The organism is Cytobacillus eiseniae, assembly GCF_017874625.1.
GTDB classification, from domain to species: Bacteria; Bacillota; Bacilli; order Bacillales; family Cytobacillaceae; genus Cytobacillus; species Cytobacillus eiseniae.
Genome location: NZ_JAGIKZ010000009.1, coordinates 89,840 through 107,698 on the forward strand (window position 1 = coordinate 89,840; position 17,859 = coordinate 107,698).

17 protein-coding genes and 1 other annotated feature are annotated in these 17,859 nt (G+C 38.4%); of the genes, 3 read left to right on the forward strand and 14 right to left on the reverse strand.

Annotated features, from left to right (window positions below; translation table 11 throughout):
• Positions 1 to 104: 104 nt before the first annotated feature.
• From dat to J2Z40_RS09970, 4 genes are all read right to left on the reverse strand, one after another.
• Entirely contained in the window at positions 105 to 959 is an 855-nt protein-coding gene (dat, locus tag J2Z40_RS09955; RefSeq protein ID WP_066396903.1) for a D-amino-acid transaminase, read from the reverse strand.
• Between the two features lie 37 nt (positions 960 to 996).
• On the reverse strand, positions 997 to 2,415 hold the full coding sequence (gene pepV / locus J2Z40_RS09960) for a dipeptidase PepV (protein WP_066396905.1): 1,419 nt from the start codon (positions 2,413 to 2,415) through the stop codon (positions 997 to 999).
• Positions 2,416 to 2,520: 105 nt separating this feature from the next.
• On the reverse strand, positions 2,521 to 3,789 hold the full coding sequence (locus J2Z40_RS09965) for an ABC transporter permease (RefSeq protein WP_162840498.1): 1,269 nt from the start codon (positions 3,787 to 3,789) through the stop codon (positions 2,521 to 2,523).
• Positions 3,704 to 4,417: an ABC transporter ATP-binding protein gene (locus J2Z40_RS09970; RefSeq protein ID WP_066396908.1), complete on the reverse strand. Its 714-nt coding sequence runs from the start codon at positions 4,415 to 4,417 to the stop codon at positions 3,704 to 3,706. The genes J2Z40_RS09965 and J2Z40_RS09970 overlap by 86 nt, the downstream gene beginning before the upstream one ends.
• Before the next feature lie 373 nt (positions 4,418 to 4,790).
• Here J2Z40_RS09970 and J2Z40_RS09975 point away from each other — a divergent pair, with 373 nt between their 5' ends.
• Positions 4,791 to 5,012, forward strand: a complete 222-nt coding sequence (locus J2Z40_RS09975; protein WP_066396909.1) for a DeoR family transcriptional regulator — start codon at positions 4,791 to 4,793, stop codon at positions 5,010 to 5,012.
• Between the two features lie 124 nt (positions 5,013 to 5,136).
• Here the strand turns inward: J2Z40_RS09975 and J2Z40_RS09980 are convergent, their stop codons facing one another.
• From J2Z40_RS09980 to J2Z40_RS10010, 7 genes are all read right to left on the reverse strand, one after another.
• On the reverse strand, positions 5,137 to 5,856 hold the full coding sequence (locus tag J2Z40_RS09980) for a pseudouridine synthase (RefSeq protein WP_066396911.1): 720 nt from the start codon (positions 5,854 to 5,856) through the stop codon (positions 5,137 to 5,139).
• A 12-nt stretch (positions 5,857 to 5,868) separates the two neighbouring features.
• Positions 5,869 to 7,479, reverse strand: a complete 1,611-nt coding sequence (locus tag J2Z40_RS09985) for a putative polysaccharide biosynthesis protein (RefSeq protein WP_066396914.1) — start codon at positions 7,477 to 7,479, stop codon at positions 5,869 to 5,871.
• Between the two features lie 262 nt (positions 7,480 to 7,741).
• Positions 7,742 to 8,185, reverse strand: a complete 444-nt coding sequence (locus J2Z40_RS09990) for an OsmC family protein (protein WP_066396916.1) — start codon at positions 8,183 to 8,185, stop codon at positions 7,742 to 7,744.
• Positions 8,186 to 8,204: 19 nt separating this feature from the next.
• On the reverse strand, positions 8,205 to 9,383 hold the full coding sequence (locus J2Z40_RS09995; RefSeq protein WP_066396917.1) for a cobalamin-independent methionine synthase II family protein: 1,179 nt from the start codon (positions 9,381 to 9,383) through the stop codon (positions 8,205 to 8,207).
• 11 nt (positions 9,384 to 9,394) lie between these two features.
• A complete protein-coding gene (locus tag J2Z40_RS10000) occupies positions 9,395 to 10,108 on the reverse strand; it encodes a sulfurtransferase TusA family protein (protein WP_066396919.1) in 714 nt (237 codons plus the stop codon).
• Between the two features lie 17 nt (positions 10,109 to 10,125).
• A complete protein-coding gene (locus tag J2Z40_RS10005; RefSeq protein ID WP_245350049.1) occupies positions 10,126 to 10,491 on the reverse strand; it encodes a DsrE family protein in 366 nt (121 codons plus the stop codon).
• A 47-nt stretch (positions 10,492 to 10,538) separates the two neighbouring features.
• Complete coding sequence (locus tag J2Z40_RS10010) at positions 10,539 to 10,781, reverse strand: sulfurtransferase TusA family protein (RefSeq protein WP_066396924.1); 243 nt, start codon at positions 10,779 to 10,781, stop codon at positions 10,539 to 10,541.
• 294 nt (positions 10,782 to 11,075) lie between these two features.
• Between J2Z40_RS10010 and J2Z40_RS10015 the strand changes: the two genes are divergently transcribed.
• The gene (locus J2Z40_RS10015) at positions 11,076 to 12,341 is read left to right on the forward strand and encodes a BaiN/RdsA family NAD(P)/FAD-dependent oxidoreductase (protein ID WP_066396926.1); all 1,266 of its coding nucleotides are present in this window, start codon (positions 11,076 to 11,078) and stop codon (positions 12,339 to 12,341) included.
• 88 nt (positions 12,342 to 12,429) lie between these two features.
• On the opposite strand, the gene J2Z40_RS10020 is transcribed toward J2Z40_RS10015, so the two are convergent.
• Complete coding sequence (locus J2Z40_RS10020) at positions 12,430 to 12,612, reverse strand: sporulation protein Cse60 (protein WP_066396928.1); 183 nt, start codon at positions 12,610 to 12,612, stop codon at positions 12,430 to 12,432.
• Between the two features lie 347 nt (positions 12,613 to 12,959).
• Here J2Z40_RS10020 and J2Z40_RS10025 point away from each other — a divergent pair, with 347 nt between their 5' ends.
• Positions 12,960 to 13,841: a selenium metabolism-associated LysR family transcriptional regulator gene (locus J2Z40_RS10025; protein WP_066396937.1), complete on the forward strand. Its 882-nt coding sequence runs from the start codon at positions 12,960 to 12,962 to the stop codon at positions 13,839 to 13,841.
• Positions 13,842 to 14,516: 675 nt separating this feature from the next.
• On the opposite strand, the gene J2Z40_RS10030 is transcribed toward J2Z40_RS10025, so the two are convergent.
• Together J2Z40_RS10030 and leuS are read right to left on the reverse strand one after the other, a co-directional pair.
• The gene (locus tag J2Z40_RS10030; RefSeq protein ID WP_066396939.1) at positions 14,517 to 14,822 is read right to left on the reverse strand and encodes a rhodanese-like domain-containing protein; all 306 of its coding nucleotides are present in this window, start codon (positions 14,820 to 14,822) and stop codon (positions 14,517 to 14,519) included.
• A 261-nt stretch (positions 14,823 to 15,083) separates the two neighbouring features.
• Positions 15,084 to 17,501: a leucine--tRNA ligase gene (leuS, locus tag J2Z40_RS10035; RefSeq protein ID WP_066396940.1), complete on the reverse strand. Its 2,418-nt coding sequence runs from the start codon at positions 17,499 to 17,501 to the stop codon at positions 15,084 to 15,086.
• 47 nt (positions 17,502 to 17,548) lie between these two features.
• Positions 17,549 to 17,771: a binding site (T-box leader), on the reverse strand.
• Positions 17,772 to 17,859 lie beyond the last annotated feature (88 nt).

Sequence of the window (17,859 nt, forward strand, 5' to 3'; positions counted from 1 at the left end):
TGGTTTGGCCATCATTTCCAAAGACTTTAATCTTTCATTAATCCAAATCACAAAAATGCCCCTCATCTAAACGACGAGGGACATTTCTTGCCTATGATCTCCTATTATAAGCGGCCACATTGTTTCTCAATCTCTTTTTCAAAAAGCTGCTGTAGCTTATTGGTGATTGAACCAATCGTACCGCTCCCAACCTTTTCTCCTTCCACTTCAACAATTGGTGTGATCTCAACTGTTGTTCCTGTTAGGAAAATTTCGTCCGCATTCTTTAAATCTTCAAGCGTAAAGGGAATTTCCTCAAAAGGAATATTATTGTTTTGACAGATTTCCAATACCTTTTGCCTTGTTATTCCATTAAGAATGAGATGATTGGCTGGATGGGTGATCACTTTTCCATTTTTAATAATTGAAATATTGGATAAACTTCCTTCTGTTACTATCTCGTCTCTATGCTGGATTGCTTCAAAGCATCCAGCTTCTACTGCTTTTTGCTTTGCCATCAAATTACCAAGGAGATTTAGACTTTTTATGTCGCAAAGAAGCCAGCGTATATCCTCGTTCAAAATTGTTTTTACTCCTGCTCTCATCGTTTCAACCGGTCTAGCCGCTTCCTTCGTATAAGCAACAAGAGTTGGTTGGATATCTGCTGCTGGAAATGCGTGATTTCTAGGTGAGATTCCACGGGTAATCTGCATGTAAATCGTACCAATCGTCAGATCATTTCTAGTAATCAATTCCGTTAACATTTGATTCAATTCATTGATCGTATATGGAATTTGCATCCTAATTTTCTTGCTACTTTCAAAGAGTCGTTCTAAATGTTCGGTTGCAGTGAACATTTTCCCGTTATATACCCGAATGACCTCATAAATTCCATCCCCAAATTGGTATCCACGATCTTCAATATCGATCTTTGCCTTTGACCGTTCAACAAACTCTCCATTTACAATAACAGATTGCATCTCTGCTTCCCCCCTGTCCATTCTTTAGATGTAAACGTCATTTTGCAAGCTCATAAATCGCCTGAGCATAGATAGCTGTTGCTCTTAACAAATCCTCAATATACATATATTCATCCTTTTGGTGTGCAATATCCTCTCTGCCAGGGAATAATGGGCCAAATGCGACACCAGACTTTAAGGAACGGGCGTATGTTCCCCCTCCAATTGAAAGCAGTTCTGCTTTCTCTCCTGTTTGTTCTTCATATACTTTTTTAAGTGTTTGAATAAGAAAGTCATCAGCAGCTACATGATGCGGCTTAGAATCCGAGAAATTTTCAAGTGTAAATTGTTCTTCTTTTAAGATTCTTTCAAGTTTCCCCTTTGTTTCATCCATTTGGTTTGTTACAGGGTAGCGAAGATTCAATCCAAGGCTTCCCCCATTTTCTTGTGTAAAGGAAAGCTTTCCAACATTAATGGTTAAATCTCCCGTTATATCATCTGTATAAGCAACACCTAGCTTATTTCCTCTAGACTGCTGATAAAAATAATTGGATACAAATCGGAAATAATGGGATGATTTTGTATCTAACATTATTTGTGATAAAAAATTGGCCATAAACAAGCCAGCATTCTTTCCACTATTTGGTTCCATCCCATGAGCTGAAATCCCTTCGATTTCAAGGATTAATAAACCACTTTCGAAATAATGCTTCCCCTGAAGTTCATTTTTCTCCACAAATTGATCAAATGATTGGAGAAGATCGGTTGACTCTGTTTTCACCTCTAAAGCTGCCTTTGCAAAGTCAGGAACCATATTGTATCTTCTTCCCGATTGAAAAGAGAGCACAACTGCTTTTTCATCGCCTGTATGTTCAAATCCTTCATTTACTTGAACAAGGTCAAAATCCGCAATCCCCTTTTCAGCATAAATAATCGGGAAATCTGCATCTGGCGCAAATCCCATTGCTGGCATTTCCTCGTGCTCAAAATAGTGATCCACACAACGCCAATCACTTTCCTCATCCGTTCCAATAATCATGCGAACACGTTTATTTAACGGCAGGCCCAATTCTTTTACAATTTTCATTGCATAATAAGCAGCCATTGTTGGTCCTTTATCATCAATAGCCCCTCTAGCAAAAATCTTTCCATCACGGATTTCTGCTCCATATGGATCACTCGACCAGCCGTCTCCTTCTGGAACCACGTCCACGTGACAAAGGATTCCAAGAATGTCCTCTCCCTGTCCAAATTCCAAATGCCCAGCCAAGTTGCCGACATTTTTAGGCGTAAATCCATCCTTTTCTCCAAGCTCAAGCATGAAATCCAATGCCTCCTTGACCCCACTGCCTAATGGTGCATCCTCTGTTACATTTTCTTCATCTAAAACGCTTTTTATTTGCAGTAATCTTTTCGCATCTTCAATGAGAGCGTCTTGTCTTTGTTCTACTTCTTTTTGCCAATTAATCTCGTTCATTATGATCCTCCCGTATTAAAAAATGATACCTATTTAAAATTATATCAATTCATTTTTACATATGCACCATCATACACCTTACGCGATGGAAATAGACATACGAATCTACCCTCTAAACAAACCGAACGGCAGTCCAAATTGAGCGAGTAAACTTTGCCAGCATAATACAAAAATCCCTAGTAGGATGATCGCAATAATAAATAATGACATGACTGCTCTATTCCTTGCAGTAAAGTAGAAATCTGTTTTACTATATTTTTTGCTTAATGGATTGGATGGAGCAACCTTATCCCAAATAAGTGAAAGCCAGGAATTCATCATGATCAGAAAACCAATGAAAATAATCAGCTTTATCCAAAGTGGCGGAATTAGTACGAGTGCGACAGTCCCGACTGAGATAATCTGAAAATAGCTCATTACATATGAACGATTTCTTATGAACACTTTAAAAAATAACTCAATAAATCCGTTCACTCGTGTTCGCTTTTTGAAAATTCTTTTCGAACGACGGAAGAAAAATGGCTTTGTTCGTTTTGAAATAACTGGTTTTTCCATTTCATTAGAAAACATGAAAATCAATTCGATATTTTTCGTTTTATCCGCTCTCCCCATATCGATTTCATGATCGATTGTGGATAATTTTTGTATTGCTTTTAAGCTAAAGTAGATGGATATGATTAGTAGAATCATTCCGCATAAACAAACGAGTATCAATGCCCCTTGTGCCCAAAAGAAATAGATTAGCTGGCTAAACGAGCTTAAAACAACAAACATTAGAATACTAAGGACAACTCTTTTAAACTTCTTTTCTATTTTTTTAAAATATAGTTTTATTAGCATAATTAACGCTTTTAATGCAATAAAGAAAAAAAGTAATGAACTAATTTCCATCCAGTTCATTCCATAATAATTTCTTAAAAATGGCAATAGGATAACGAATATACTTGCTGTTCCTAGTGACTGTGAAAAAAGCGAGTATAGATACCCCCATTTTTTCATACCAAAAAAGAGTGATTGCTTTTTTATCAAAAATACTTTATCTGCTTCCTCAACATATGTACGTATGCTTCCGTTCCAGGTTAAAAGATAAGTAAGCATAAATAGAAGGGCAAAGGGGATTGATTCAATCCAGCTAGGCAATTCCATCCACCATGAGCCGTATCGAATGATTAAAAATAGGAATGCTGGAATAAAAAGATAGACAATGATTGTCCAATCAGCAATTGATCGGAAAACCCCATATTGATATTTCCGATCACTCAAAAAACGATTACGAAAAAGCTGCCAGCTACTCATCTGCATGTCCTTCTGCAATGAAGTGGAAGCAGTCATACAGTGATCCATTGAAAAGCTCACACTGTTCGCGAATATCATCGAGTGTTCCACCTGCCCTAAGCTGTCCATTATGGATCATGATGAAACGATCGCATACCTTTTCTGCCGTATCTAATACATGGGTGGACATCAAAATGCCTGCTCCCCGACTTTTCTCCTGTTCAATTAACTTTAAAAATAACTTCATTGCATTCGGATCAAGCCCAATAAATGGTTCATCAATGATGTACACGTCGGGATTAGTGATCATTGAAAGAATAAGCATCGCTTTTTGCTGCATCCCCTTCGAATACTTACCAGGAAATTCATGGGCATGTTCAGTAAGCTTATATTTCTCAAGTAAATCCTCTGCTCTTTCTATGTATGCCTTTTCAGGTATCTCTTCAACGGCTGCAATAAAATCAAGATGCTCCCATAATGTTAGTTCATCATAAAAGATTGGTCTTTCTGGTACATAGGAATAGCTTGCATCCTCTTGGAAGGAAATCAGCCCTTCTTTATTTTCCAATAAACCAAGAATCGTTTTAATAGTCGTGCTCTTTCCAGCCCCATTCGGACCAATTAATCCAATAAGCTCTCCTTTTTTCAATTGGAAATGTATATCTTGAATGATTGCTTTATCTTTTTCATACCCTGCTGATTGAATGTCTACATTTAATAAAGTCATTAGTACGCCTCCTATGTATACATACGAATAATGAATAAAAAGGTTTTTCTTTTACATAAAAAATAGGAAAAATGCTCTTTTTTTGAATTTTCCAACATAATACAAGCATGGGACTTCATAGGATAGTAAAAAGTTTTAACAAAGTAAGGAGGATGGGATATTAATATTTTGTAAATTCGCCAATAAAGTAGAAATTATCAAAAAATAGGAGTACAATGTAGCTAAGAATAAAATCTAGAACAAATTCTGAAATTTGTAAAGGAGATGGCTGAGGAAAAGAAAACTACATATGTTTGAAGGACATTCGTTCTTCAATTAACTGTCAGTTGCAGGAATTTGCCATTGGTTTGAAAAAAGGATAGGGAGTGGTTCTTTGAAACCTTCGACTAACCGGATGTTAAACCGTATCAAATCCGTCTACATGTTTATTAATAAGCATGGAACTGTAACAACGGGAGAACTTGTAGAGGAATTTGGTATTACTCCTCGTACCATTCAGAGAGATTTAAATGTTCTTGTTTATAATGACTTAGTAAAAAGCCCCAGTCGAGGCAAATGGACGACAACAAAAAAGAAAGTAAAAATGTCATCGTAAAGATTTCCTTAGACAGATATACTTCATAGAGGTCTGATGTCTGAGGTAAAACATTACACAATAAATAAAGCGCAAGCTGCTTATGCTAACAAAAAACGAAAAAAATCGCCGCGTACGGCGATTTTTATTTGACCTCATATTGCATCAAGCTTTCTAATTCTTCGTCTGTTAATTCGCGATATTCTCCAAGCTCAAGTGATTCATCAAGCAGTAACGGCCCCATCGATATTCGTTGTAAATAAATGACTCGCTTTCCGACTGCTTCAAACATTCTTTTCACTTGGTGGAATTTCCCCTCAGTAATAGTCAACTCAATGTCAGATGTGATTCCTGCTTTTAAAATAGTCAATTCTCCCGGCTTTGTTTCATAGCCATCATCCAAGATGACACCCTTTTTAAAAGCTACAATATCTTCTTCTGTCACTTCACTGTTAATAACCGCAAAATACGTTTTTGGCACATGTTTTTTCGGTGAGAGAAGCCTGTGGGCTAGCTGTCCATCATTTGTTAAAAGCAACAGCCCTTCTGTATCTTTGTCTAGCCGGCCAACTGGAAACGGTGAGAAAACAAGGTCATCAGGCTCTAATAAATCAACGACTGTCTCATGCTCGGAATCCTCTGTTGCAGAAATCACACCCTGTGGCTTGTTCATCAATAAATAGATAAACTCCTTATATACTACTTCTTCGCCATGCAGTGTAACTTGATCCATTTCTGGATTGACCTGCTGCTTTGCATCCTTCACTTTATTCCCATTTACTTCAACAGCCCCGCTTTTCAGAAGCTGCTTTACATCCTTCCGACTTCCATACCCTAAATTAGCGAGCATTTTATCAATTCTCATTATTTCACTCCATTACACACGCAATCTTAACTTTTTCATCCATCTGTCAACTTTCTCCCCAAATAGGAAGTAGACAAGTCTCGTCTTAAAGCTTAAATAGAAGTAGATGCTTGCCCCAACTGCTGCACAAATGATCACAAGAATGAACGCCTGGAAATCAGTTGCTGGTGACAAGAAAAGGGTAAGAATCTTATAAGTGATTCCTGCACCGATAAACATAAACAAAGTAAATAATATAATTAATAGTCCTCTTCTAACGACAAGCTTGAATGGATAATGAGCAAATTTCTTAATGACTAGTAAATTAATCGTTATTGCTGCAATATACCCAATTGCTGTCGCGACAACAGCTCCCTGCGTTTCCATAAGTTTGATAAGAGGAATATTTAGACTTAATTTTATCAATAGTCCTACGAGTAAGCTTAACACCGTAAAGCGCTGTTCATTGATCCCTTGTAAAATAGCTGCAGTAACAAGGAAATAGGCAAATAAGATAGCTACCGGTGCATAAATTCGTAGCACATCCGTTCCTAATGGGTCATGATCATAGAATAAGGTAAAGATTGGCTCGGCCAATAATGAAAGACCCACAACGGCAGGCAGTGTTAGAAATAATAACACTTGAAAAGCTTGATTCAATTGCATATTCAAGTTTTTTCGGTCTCCATCAACAAAGGCACTTGTGATACTAGGTACTAATGTTAATGAAAAAGCAGTAGCTAACGATACTGGAATAATGACTAATTTATGTGTATTGAAATTCAAGATCGCAAAAGCAGTGACTGCTTCACCCGCTAAACCAATGGATTCCATCGCCCCGCTAAACGTTAATTGGTCAATAAGCTGAAAAAGTGGATTGGCAATGCCGACAAAGACAAATGGTGCTGCATAGACGATAATTTCTTTATACATATCCCTCAAAGAAATATCTACTGTTCCTTTATCCTCTAAAAGCAATTCATCTAAATGCGGCTTCCGCTTGTACCAATACCATAGCAGCGTACATAATCCTCCGATAGCACCAATAAATGCTGCGAAGGTGGCGACACTGACCGCCTGCGACATACTTCCATTCATAAAGTTTAAAACGACATATGCCCCAACTAATACGAAAAAGATACGAACAATTTGTTCAATTACTTGTGATACAGCTGTTGGACCCATCGACTGATGTCCTTGGAAGAAACCTCTAATCATACTCATAAATGGCACAAGCAATAACGCAAAGCTGACTGCCCGGATTACCGTTGTTCCATCCTCAATCGTCACATTGGCATCATTCGGGCTAATTTCGGCAATAAATGGTGCTAATGAATATAATGTGAGGAATGCAAGAATTCCACTACACATCATCACAAACATACCAGATTTAAATAATTTTCTTCCAACTGCATATTCTTCTAACGCATTATATTTTGATATAAATTTTGAAATGGCAGCAGGAATGCCTGCTGTAGCTAGACTAATAAAGATTGTATAAGGGATATATGCAAACGAATAGAGCGCATTCCCTTCTTGTCCAACAATATGATAAAAAGGAATTACATAAAATAACCCAAGTACTTTTGAAATAATCGTTCCCAAGGTTAAGATAAAAGTACCCCTTAGAAGCTTTGATGACATAGAACCCCATTCCCCTTCAAAAAAGCGCTGAGCTTTGCCAGTTAAAGCTTCTTATAAGAGAAGCTCCAGCTGTGCTGCGTTCCACCATTAAGTTAATATAGTAAAAAGATCATTCAATCGAAACATGTATGTAAATGACAATCACAATTTTTCATGCACACTATTTGTATTCTACTCTTCTTCTTACAGGATTTCTACTTGGAGCTAATAATTTCTAGGCAACATAAAAAAAGCCAGTAAGTCCACTGGCTTTTTTAGGAATCTATTTCGTTTTCATCCAGGAGTTTTCAATTGGAATTCCAGCATCTTTGATTGTTCGGTAAATTGGGCATCTTTGATCTACTTTTTTTCGCAATTCATCCACTTCCTCTTCGGATGCTGAAGTTTTCAAGAAAGCTTGTACCTTCACTTTTTCGAAGTAGGGTTTAATCTCTAGATTTCCCATTAACCCGCTAGGATCAAGTTCTCCTTCGACTTTAAATGAGATATCCTCTATTTCGATATTCATTTCTTTAGCAATGATTTGGGCCATTACATTCTCACAACCTGCAAGAGCAGCTAACAATGTAGACATTGGGTCAGCCGCCGTATCTTTTCCCCCTAAAGATTCAGGTTCATCAATGCTTATTGTATGTTTGCCATTCGTAGAATCTGTTCTCATCCCAGACCCTGTAACATCTAATTGAAATGTAAGTTTTTGGCTCATCTATTTCCCCTCCAAATAATCATAGACTGGCTAATTTAATTTTCTCTCTTAATATGCTTGCTGCCTCATCCATCGCCTTAAGCTTTTGAACAGCAATCTCATTACTGTTCATCGGTCTTTGGGCAAATGTGCCGAACCCGCAATCTGGATTTAAATAGATCTGCTTAGCTGGGATGAGCTTTAATAAATGATTGACCTTCTCCACAATTTCTTCTGCCGTTTCAATCTCTTCTGTTCGAGGGTTCACTACACCAAAGCCAATTTCAGCATGAGCGAACTCCTTTATCGCCTCGATTTCTCCTGCTCTTGGTGTCGCATACTCAAGAACAAGTTGATCAACATTTACCCTTGATAAATAAGGGATAAGCGGGAAATAAGGACCTCTTAGAAGGATATCGTCTTCTCTGCTCCAATTCCCTCGGCAAATATGGACACCTAATTTTGTTCCTCTTCCCCGCATGCCTTCCATCACTTGATTCATTAACCCTAGCGCGAATTCAATTTCTACCTCAGCATCTGCTTTTGCAGTTAAGGCTCCACACATAAATGTTCGATTGGCATTCTTTTGTGTGAATACGAGCTCAGTCAGCACAGGTTCATCAAATTGGACAAAATCAACGCCTTCAGCAATCAAATCTTCCAATTCTTCTCGTAAAACTCCTACAATATCGATTGCTAAGTCTTCCTTCGTTGGATAAGCTTCTTCCGATAGCCCTTCAACCCACATGGATCTTGTTAATAAATAGGGGCCTGGAAGTGTTACTTTTATTTTTCTATCTGTGTGCTTCTTTAGAAATCGAAAGTCATTTAATGCGAGCGGCTTTTTTCGGCTAATCTTTCCTGCTGCTGCAGGATTTGATAGAGAAAAGGCAGGAACATCAAGTGTCCCAAGGATTTCTTCAAAACTTGCTTTATCCTCTATGTATTCTAGCAATTCAGAGACTGTTAGCATTTTCACATTATGCAAATGCTCAGCAACAAACGAAATATAATTATCTCTTCTTTGCTCACCGTCAGATACGATATCTACGCCTGCTTTTTCTTGCAGTCGAAGGCATTCAATAACTGCCTGATCAGCAATTGCTTGAAATGCTTCGTCTGTCATTCTGCCTGCTCTTTTTTCTCTCATCGCCTTCTGCACTTCAACCGATCTAGGCCAGCTGCCGATAACAGATGTTGGGAATAGTGTTGATTCCATCGTATTTCCTCCTAATAGACAATTGAAAAGTTCAGTTTGATTTCAACTGTTTTTTTCAAAGTTTGATAGATAGGTGACTTGTTCAATGTAATTTGCCAAATCTCTTTCAATAACTCTTCATCCGCAGCGGACGATACATAGCATGTACCTGAAATTTGCTGTATACTCGGACTTCCCATTTCTTCTATTTCCATATGGGATAAAATATTTTCGATGGAACCTTTAAGCGAAAGCTCGATTTGGTCAACAACAATATTCCTTCTTGAAGCATGCGCTTTGAATCCAACCGTTAAACAGGAAGCAAGAGAAGCAATGAAATAATCGATTGCACTTGGCGCATCCACACGAGCACTAAAATCTGCAGGCTTTCCGGAGTAGAAATGATGGTTTCTTGCAAACACTTTCGCCTTTAAATCTTTCTCCCCTTGCACCCGAACATTCCATTTGTACCCTTTTGCAGCCGTAAGATCACTCTCTAATGCCGATTTGCTTTGACCTTTTCGCACAAAATACCTAACCGTATTCTCACCTGGCTCTGATCCGATAAATTCATGCTTGACCATTCGGCACCATGCTGGTAAATCATCAGCCACCGTTCGCTCTCTGCTTCTAATTTCCAAAACTTGTCCGGGATCAAGCGGCTTCATACTTTTATTAATAATCAATAACAAACCTGATCCGCAATCGAGATCTCCACCATCACAAACGGCATGAGGATTGAACATGAAAGCTGCCCCCTAAATTAATATGTAATTGAAGCTGCACCTTGTGTTAAGAATTCTACTAATCTAGCTCCTCCGACGATCGTTGCCCCTTCAATTAGATGATCTTCTGATAGCCCTCTCTTTTTGTAACAAGGACTGCATACCCAAATGATGCCGCCCGCTTCAACAAATTGATCCATTAATTGCTTTAATGGTGCAAAGCCTTCTTCGTGAATATCTTCTGCATATCCTTTTTCTGCTAGATACGCACCTTCCACATTTAAAAAGACAACTGTTTCCTGACCTGATGCAACAGCAGCATTGGCAACTACAAACCCAACCGTTGCTTTATCTGTATCATTTTTAGCACTTGTAATACTCACTGCGAATTTTCCTGACATCATTCATTCCCCCAATATTTATTATTTCTTAAACAGATATTCTGTCTAAGCTAGTTCCCTTTTTTAATATAATAATGACTGATATTTCCTTCATCCACACGATCTACTAGTGTGTGATTTTGCATTCGGCACCAAGCAGGCAAATCTTCACGTGCGCCGGGATCATATGAGATCACTTGAATGATTTCTCCCTCATCCATTTTTTTCATCGTAAGGAATACATTCATGATTAGCTCACCACACCCAGTTGGTCCCGCATCATAAGTGACATTTACTGACATGTGACTTTCCATTTGACACCTCCTTTTTGAAGGATAGATGGTAGAAACATGATCGATTACAAATAAATCCTACTAATCAATAAGGATTTATCCTCCTTCATTATATTTAAGCGATTGAACGAAATACATTCATTCTATCTATAATATCTATAGATATGTATCGCTTTTTCGAATAGTCCAATCACAGCATAGGTTCAAACATTCTATTAAAATTGAACATTTTGTGAAATCGTGTAAGTTAGGCATTTCATTGCGAATCGCTTATAATAAATGGCATACATGACAAAGAATTAAGTTGGTGACCAAATGAAATATGATGTAATCGTGATTGGCGGAGGTCCATCAGGTTTAATGGCAGCCATTGGTGCGGCCGAAAAGAAGGCTAGAGTGCTCCTTATTGATAAAGGGGACAAGCTTGGAAGAAAGCTGGCCATTTCAGGCGGGGGCAGATGCAATGTTACAAATCGGCTTCCTGTTGATGAAATTATTAAGCATATCCCAGGGAATGGCCGTTTTTTATATAGTGCCTTTTCTCTTTTTAGTAATGAAGATATTATTACATTCTTCAAGAACTTAGGGATTCAGTTAAAAGAAGAAGACCACGGACGCATGTTTCCAGTAACAGATAAGGCACAGTCCGTTGTTGATGCATTGCTATCAAGACTTAGAGAATTACGGGTGACAATCAAAACAAATTGCCCCATTAAAGATGTACACTATGAAAACGGGCAGGTAAAATCTGTTGAATTAAAAAATGGTGAAAGCTATGAAGCAGATTCAGTTGTAATTGCTGTCGGTGGAAAATCAGTCCCCCACACAGGTTCAACTGGGGATGGATATGCATGGGCAGAAAAGGCTGGACATACAATCACTGAACTGTTTCCAACAGAAGTGCCTGTCACCTCATCTGCCCCATTTATTAAAGATAAAACATTGCAAGGATTATCATTAAGAAGTGTAGCAGTCAGTGTATTGAATCCGAAAGGGAAGGCATTGATTACCCATAAGATGGATATGATCTTCACTCATTTTGGCATCAGCGGTCCAGCCGTTTTACGGTGCAGCCAATTTGTCGTTAAGGCGATGAAGAAGTGGAATTTGAAGGAAGTGACAATGAGTATTGACGCCATCCCTGATAAAAAGGAAGAGCCCTTATTCCAAGAAATATCAAAGGTAATGAAAGATGACCCGAAAAAAAGCATTAAAAATTTATTAAAGGGTTATTTACCAGAAAGATATTTATTGTTTTTGCTCGAACAAAATCAGATTGATCCATCTGCACAAGGAGCGGTCATTTCAAATGAGAAGCTGCGCAGTTTTGTTAAGAGCTGTAAGATGTTTCAATTCCAAGTGAATGGGACACTTTCATTAGACAAGGCGTTTGTAACAGGTGGAGGCGTCTCTGTCAAAGAGATCGAGCCACAGACAATGGCATCTAAATTAATGAATGGACTATTTTTCTGTGGGGAAATTCTTGATATTCATGGCTATACCGGGGGATATAACATTACCTCTGCACTAGTCACTGGAAGACTAGCTGGATTGAACGCAGCTGATTGCAGGAATAACTAACCCGCTCCTTTTTAAATCTAGATTCATGGTCACTCGATTTCTATTTAGTGGCCATGAATCTTATTTTTTTGCGGTTACTCTCTCTTCATTAAGCACGATAAATAATCATGGCTGAGAAGCAATAGATTTGTTCATCCTCGTCTTCGCGGACAGCGGCTACATTATACTTAATGTCCATCAGCTTCTTTTCTTCCATTCTTTCTAAAAAACGATTCATTTCTAATTCGAGATCCTTCTCATGCTCTTGATCAAATAATTTGACCTTTATCAAAGATCCCTCACCCTTTCCATTGTTTTCTCACTATTATTGACAGAATAATCTAATTTCAACCAACTATATTTATGCATATTTTTATTTTGGATAGTGCTTCCTTCCCGTCTTGAGATTTTGCCCACTTTCATAGATAGGTCAGATTCTTCTAAGTACGTAGTAAGTAAAAGCATCAACATCTTAGTAATGCCTATTCTTTATTCCCCTTTATGATCTATTTAAGTTACTGATTTCGACAAAACCCTACATTTATTTCAATATCAAACAATGGTATCCTAATATAAATCTAATCAATCGATATCACATTTAATAATAGATCGAATTTATCAATATAACAGAGGTGCCATATGGACTTGCATCAACTTTTTATATTTACAAAAGTGGTCGAGCATAAAAATTTCTCAAAAGCAGCAGATGAAGTTTTCTTAAGCCAATCCACCGTTAGCTCGCATATTAAAGCATTAGAAAAGGATTTAAATGTTCTACTATTCGATCGAGATGGCCGAGAAGCACTCCTTACCCCTCATGGAGAACGGCTCTATCATTGGGCACAAAAAATACTGCTAATGAAGGATGAAGCCTTACTTGATATTAAAAAAGGGATGACCGATTTCCGTGGAATCATTCGATTTGCAGCAAGCTCTGTCCCAGGCTCTTTTATTATTCCTGCAATGATCAAGCAGTTTAATAAAATCCATCCGAATATTTCATTCCACATTATGGAATCATCTTCAAAAAATGTCGTTGACCAAGTATTAAACCGCTCCGTTGATTTTGGGATTTTAGGAGAGAAATATGATAATGATAAGCTTTGCTATCTACCTCTCTTAAAAGAAAAATTAGTATTAATTTCATCTAACCAATTGGAATTGGATGAGCCAGTGACTGTAGAGCAAATAATAAAATATCCCCTAATCATGAGAAATTCTGATTCGGGCACACAAGCATTTCTCAATAAGTATTTAGAAAAAAATAAAATCCCTAAGGACCAATTGAAAATTGTCGTCCATACGGATTCTGGTAATAGTCTTATTCATTTCGTTAAGGAAAACATTGGCATTTCAATTATTTCCGAAATAGCAGCAAAGGAATATGCGAATATGGGAATGATTCGTACATATGAAATCAATGACTTTTTAGCTGAAAGATACTTTTATCTCGCCTATCATAAAAATAAAACATTATCATTGGCAGCTAGGTTATTTTTGGAGAATGTTGAACTGGATTAGCCTTCATATTATTAATGTGAAAGCAGACAACATCTAATGTAAGTCGTTCGGTTGTGAAGTGGAAAAGTTGTAGTCACAAGGACAATATCAAGCTATATCGCATACGTATAGACTAAACGGTTGATGAGGCAAATATATGATTTTGCTAAAGAACATCCCTGATTATAACTCATTTTCATCTAAAATAAGATGCCTTGTCCTTCGAGTAAAAAGAAAATAAGCGGAGAATTTCCGCTTAAACTCAAAATGAAGCTCGTTTTTGATGAAATAAGCGGAATTTTTCCGCTTATTCAATGAAAAATCAAGTATTTTTGCATTTTTCGGGCCAATAGGCGGAGTTTTTCCGCTTATTTAAGCTTTTTTTATTAATAATTACAAAATAGGCGGAATTTTTCCGTCTATTTCCCCACTTGGATGCTCTACTTAAATCTAGATAAGGCATCAGCATCTTTCCTTAGGTAATGATTATCATTGGTTACACAATTTACTTCATTTTTTAATATTTTATCAACAAACCAATAGATACTTTCGATCGTAGAGCATAGTATTCCTTATATACATAGAAGCAAGCAGAAATATATGCTCATTCGCTCGCTAATCCCCTTTCTTTTTCTACCCCTGAACCGAACAACTTACATTTAATGCTGGCAATACCATTCCCCTTAGAAAGACCGGTTACTTCCTTACTGTTTCTCCTGACCAATCTAGCATGCCTCCAGCCATATTGATGACTTTATATCCTTGATCTTGCAAGTAATGGCACACGTTTGTGCTTCGTCCTCCTGATCGGCAAATAATAATATATTCCTTGTCTTTATCGAAGGAATCTAGGTTTTCTGGAATAGTCATCATTCGGATATGCTTCGCACCAGGGATCATCCCTTGCGCAACTTCTTCATCCTCTCTCACATCAACTAGCTCAAGCTTTTCTCCTGCTGCCAGCTTCTTTTCTAGTTCCTCTGTCGTAATATTTTCTATCATATGTAGGATTTCCCTTCTGTATTTATTATGTTTCTATTGTAAAAAACATCCTCCGAAAATGCCAATCGGAGGATGTCTTTCTTGCTGAGGCCAGTCGTCTTTGCTTTTCTTTGTCCAGCTACGGCTCCTAGCGACTACTGGACTTCAGGCTTCCTCAGCAACGATTGCGTCAACATCGAATCACATTCGTTCATCGTGTTTCCTTTATCTCAGTCCGGGGCCTTCCAGTCCATACGTCGCTAATCAGTCGCCTTCGCTTTTCTAGTTCGCTACGATATTTACTAGTTTTCCTGGGACTGCGATGACTTTACGGATTGTTTTTCCGTCAATTTGTTCTTTTACACTTTCATCGTCCATCGCAATTTTTTCTAGTGCATCTTTTTGTGCATTTGCTGGTACACGAAGCTTTGCTTTTACTTTTCCGTTAATTTGAATGACGATTTCAACTTCATCATCAACAAGCTTTGCTTCGTCAAATGCTGGCCATGCTTCATATGCAATTGTGTTTGTATGACCTAGTTTTTCCCAAAGCTCTTCAGCTACGTGCGGAGCAATTGGGGAAATTAATTTGACAAATCCCTCAATATACTGCTTTGGCAATACGGTTGATTTATACGCTTCATTAATAAATACCATTAGCTGAGAAATGGCGGTATTAAAGCGCAAGCCTTCGAAATCCTCTGTTACCTTTTTCACTGTTTGGTGGTAAACCTTTTCTAAGTTACTTGCTTCTTCATTTGCCTGAACTTTTGGATTCAACTCTCCATTCTCTTCAATCAATAAACGCCAAATACGGTCTAAAAATCTTCTAGAACCGTCCAAGCCATTTGTTGACCAAGCAATGGAAGCATCAAGTGGCCCCATAAACATTTCATATAGACGAAGAGTATCTGCACCATGGCTATCGATAATATCATCTGGATTGACGACATTTCCTTTTGATTTACTCATTTTTTCATTGCCCTCACCAAGAATCATTCCTTGGTTGAACAACTTTTGGAAAGGCTCTTTCGTATGAACAACACCGATGTCATATAATACCTTATGCCAGAAGCGCGCATATAGAAGGTGAAGAACGGCATGCTCTGCACCGCCGATATAAATATCAACTGGAAGCCATTCTTTTAGCTTTTCTGCATCTGCAAGCGCCTCGCTATTTTTCGGATCAATATAGCGTAAATAATACCAGCAGCTGCCTGCCCATTGTGGCATTGTATTCGTTTCACGGCGGCCTTTTTTGCCTGTTACTGGATCAACCACATTGACCCACTCTTCAATATTAGCAAGTGGCGATTCACCAGTACCTGAAGGCTTAATTTCTGTTGTCTTCGGAAGTAGCAATGGAAGCTGATCATCTGGAACAGCTGACATTGTGCCATCCTCCCAATGGATAATCGGAATTGGTTCACCCCAGTAGCGCTGACGGCTGAATAACCAATCTCGAAGGCGGTATGTAACCTTCTTCGTACCGATTTCTTTTTCCTCAAGCCAAGCGATCATCTCTGCAATGGCATCCTCTTTGTTCTTCCCATTTAGGAAGCCTGAGTTCACATGCTCGCCATCGCCAGTATATACTTCCTTCTCAATATCTCCACCGGCTACTACTTCCACAATCGGCAGACCAAATTCTTTTGCGAACTCATAATCACGTTCATCATGAGCAGGCACTGCCATAATGGCGCCTGTACCATAACTAGCTAAAACATAGTCCGCAATCCAAATGGGCATTTTTTCTCCATTTGCCGGATTAATTGCATAGGCTCCAGTGAAGACACCTGTTTTTTCTTTTGCTAAATCTGTTCGTTCTAGATCACTTTTGCTTTTTACTTTATCAATATACGCTTGAACAGCTTCTCTCTGCTCATCTGTTGTAATTTTTTCAACAAACGCATGCTCAGGAGCAAGCACCGCATAGGTTGCACCAAATAGAGTATCTGGACGCGTTGTGAATACCGTAAATGTTTCCCCATGGCCATCAATTGCAAATGTGACTTCTGCTCCTTCTGAACGCCCGATCCAATTGCGCTGCATGTCTTTTAAGCTTTCTGGCCAATCCAATAGATCCAAATCTTCAAGCAAGCGATCCGCATAAGCCGTGATTTTCAACATCCATTGTCTCATTGGTCTACGTTCAACCGGGTGGCCGCCACGCTCACTTTTTCCATCAATGACTTCTTCGTTTGCAAGTACTGTACCAAGTGCAGGACACCAGTTAACAGCCACTTCATCAATATAGGCAAGGCCTTTTTCGTATAGTTTTAAGAAAATCCATTGTGTCCATTTGTAATACTCAGGATCTGTTGTATTTACTTCACGGTCCCAGTCATAAGAAAATCCTAATGCTTTAATTTGACGGCGAAACGTATTAATATTTTGTTCCGTAAATTCAGCTGGATCATTGCCTGTATCTAATGCGTATTGTTCAGCTGGTAATCCAAATGCATCCCATCCCATTGGGTGTAGAACATTAAAGCCTTGCATCCGCTTCATACGGGAAAGAATATCTGTTGCCGTATAGCCTTCCGGGTGGCCAACATGGAGACCTGCGCCTGATGGATATGGAAACATATCTAATGCATAAAACTTGTTCTTCCCTTTATCTTCGCTTGTTTTGAATGTCTTATTTTCTTCCCAGACATTTTGCCACTTCTTTTCAATCTGCTGATGATTGAAGCTCATAGTCATTTCCTCCTATTTTTAAGTAATAAAAAAACCTCTCATCCCAAAATAGGGACGAGAGGATTATGTATGAATCTCCCGCGGTACCACCCACATTAATGACAAAGGTCATTCGCTTCATTATCCTTAACGCGGAGTACGGCAAGCATTACTACTCTTTCACACTTGCTGCTCAAAGGCGAGTTCATGATGTGTCCGACTGACTTGCACCTCCCGTCAGCTCTCTACAACAGACAACCCATCACTACTGCTCCTTATCATGGCAGATCGTTATTAATTTAGTGTTATTGTATAAAATTTCCCGAGAAGATGCAAGGGGGCTCATCTTGACGGGAAAGGTAATAGATAGTGTATGTAT

Bases quoted from the DNA above. Each gene is read 5' to 3' on its own strand.
- dat (WP_066396903.1), bottom strand. From the start codon at position 959: ATGCAATCTGTTATTGTAAATGGAGAGTTTGTTGAACGGTCAAAGGCA.
- pepV (WP_066396905.1), bottom strand. From the start codon at position 2,415: ATGAACGAGATTAATTGGCAAAAAGAAGTAGAACAAAGACAAGACGCT.
- J2Z40_RS09965 (WP_162840498.1), bottom strand. From the start codon at position 3,789: ATGATATTCGCGAACAGTGTGAGCTTTTCAATGGATCACTGTATGACT.
- J2Z40_RS09970 (WP_066396908.1), bottom strand. From the start codon at position 4,417: ATGACTTTATTAAATGTAGACATTCAATCAGCAGGGTATGAAAAAGAT.
- J2Z40_RS09980 (WP_066396911.1), bottom strand. From the start codon at position 5,856: ATGAGAATTGATAAAATGCTCGCTAATTTAGGGTATGGAAGTCGGAAG.
- J2Z40_RS09985 (WP_066396914.1), bottom strand. From the start codon at position 7,479: ATGTCATCAAAGCTTCTAAGGGGTACTTTTATCTTAACCTTGGGAACG.
- J2Z40_RS09990 (WP_066396916.1), bottom strand. From the start codon at position 8,185: ATGAGCCAAAAACTTACATTTCAATTAGATGTTACAGGGTCTGGGATG.
- J2Z40_RS09995 (WP_066396917.1), bottom strand. From the start codon at position 9,383: ATGGAATCAACACTATTCCCAACATCTGTTATCGGCAGCTGGCCTAGA.
- J2Z40_RS10000 (WP_066396919.1), bottom strand. From the start codon at position 10,108: ATGTTCAATCCTCATGCCGTTTGTGATGGTGGAGATCTCGATTGCGGA.
- J2Z40_RS10005 (WP_245350049.1), bottom strand. From the start codon at position 10,491: ATGATGTCAGGAAAATTCGCAGTGAGTATTACAAGTGCTAAAAATGAT.
- J2Z40_RS10010 (WP_066396924.1), bottom strand. From the start codon at position 10,781: ATGGAAAGTCACATGTCAGTAAATGTCACTTATGATGCGGGACCAACT.
- J2Z40_RS10015 (WP_066396926.1), top strand. From the start codon at position 11,076: ATGAAATATGATGTAATCGTGATTGGCGGAGGTCCATCAGGTTTAATG.
- J2Z40_RS10025 (WP_066396937.1), top strand. From the start codon at position 12,960: ATGGACTTGCATCAACTTTTTATATTTACAAAAGTGGTCGAGCATAAA.
- J2Z40_RS10030 (WP_066396939.1), bottom strand. From the start codon at position 14,822: ATGATAGAAAATATTACGACAGAGGAACTAGAAAAGAAGCTGGCAGCA.
- leuS (WP_066396940.1), bottom strand. From the start codon at position 17,501: ATGAGCTTCAATCATCAGCAGATTGAAAAGAAGTGGCAAAATGTCTGG.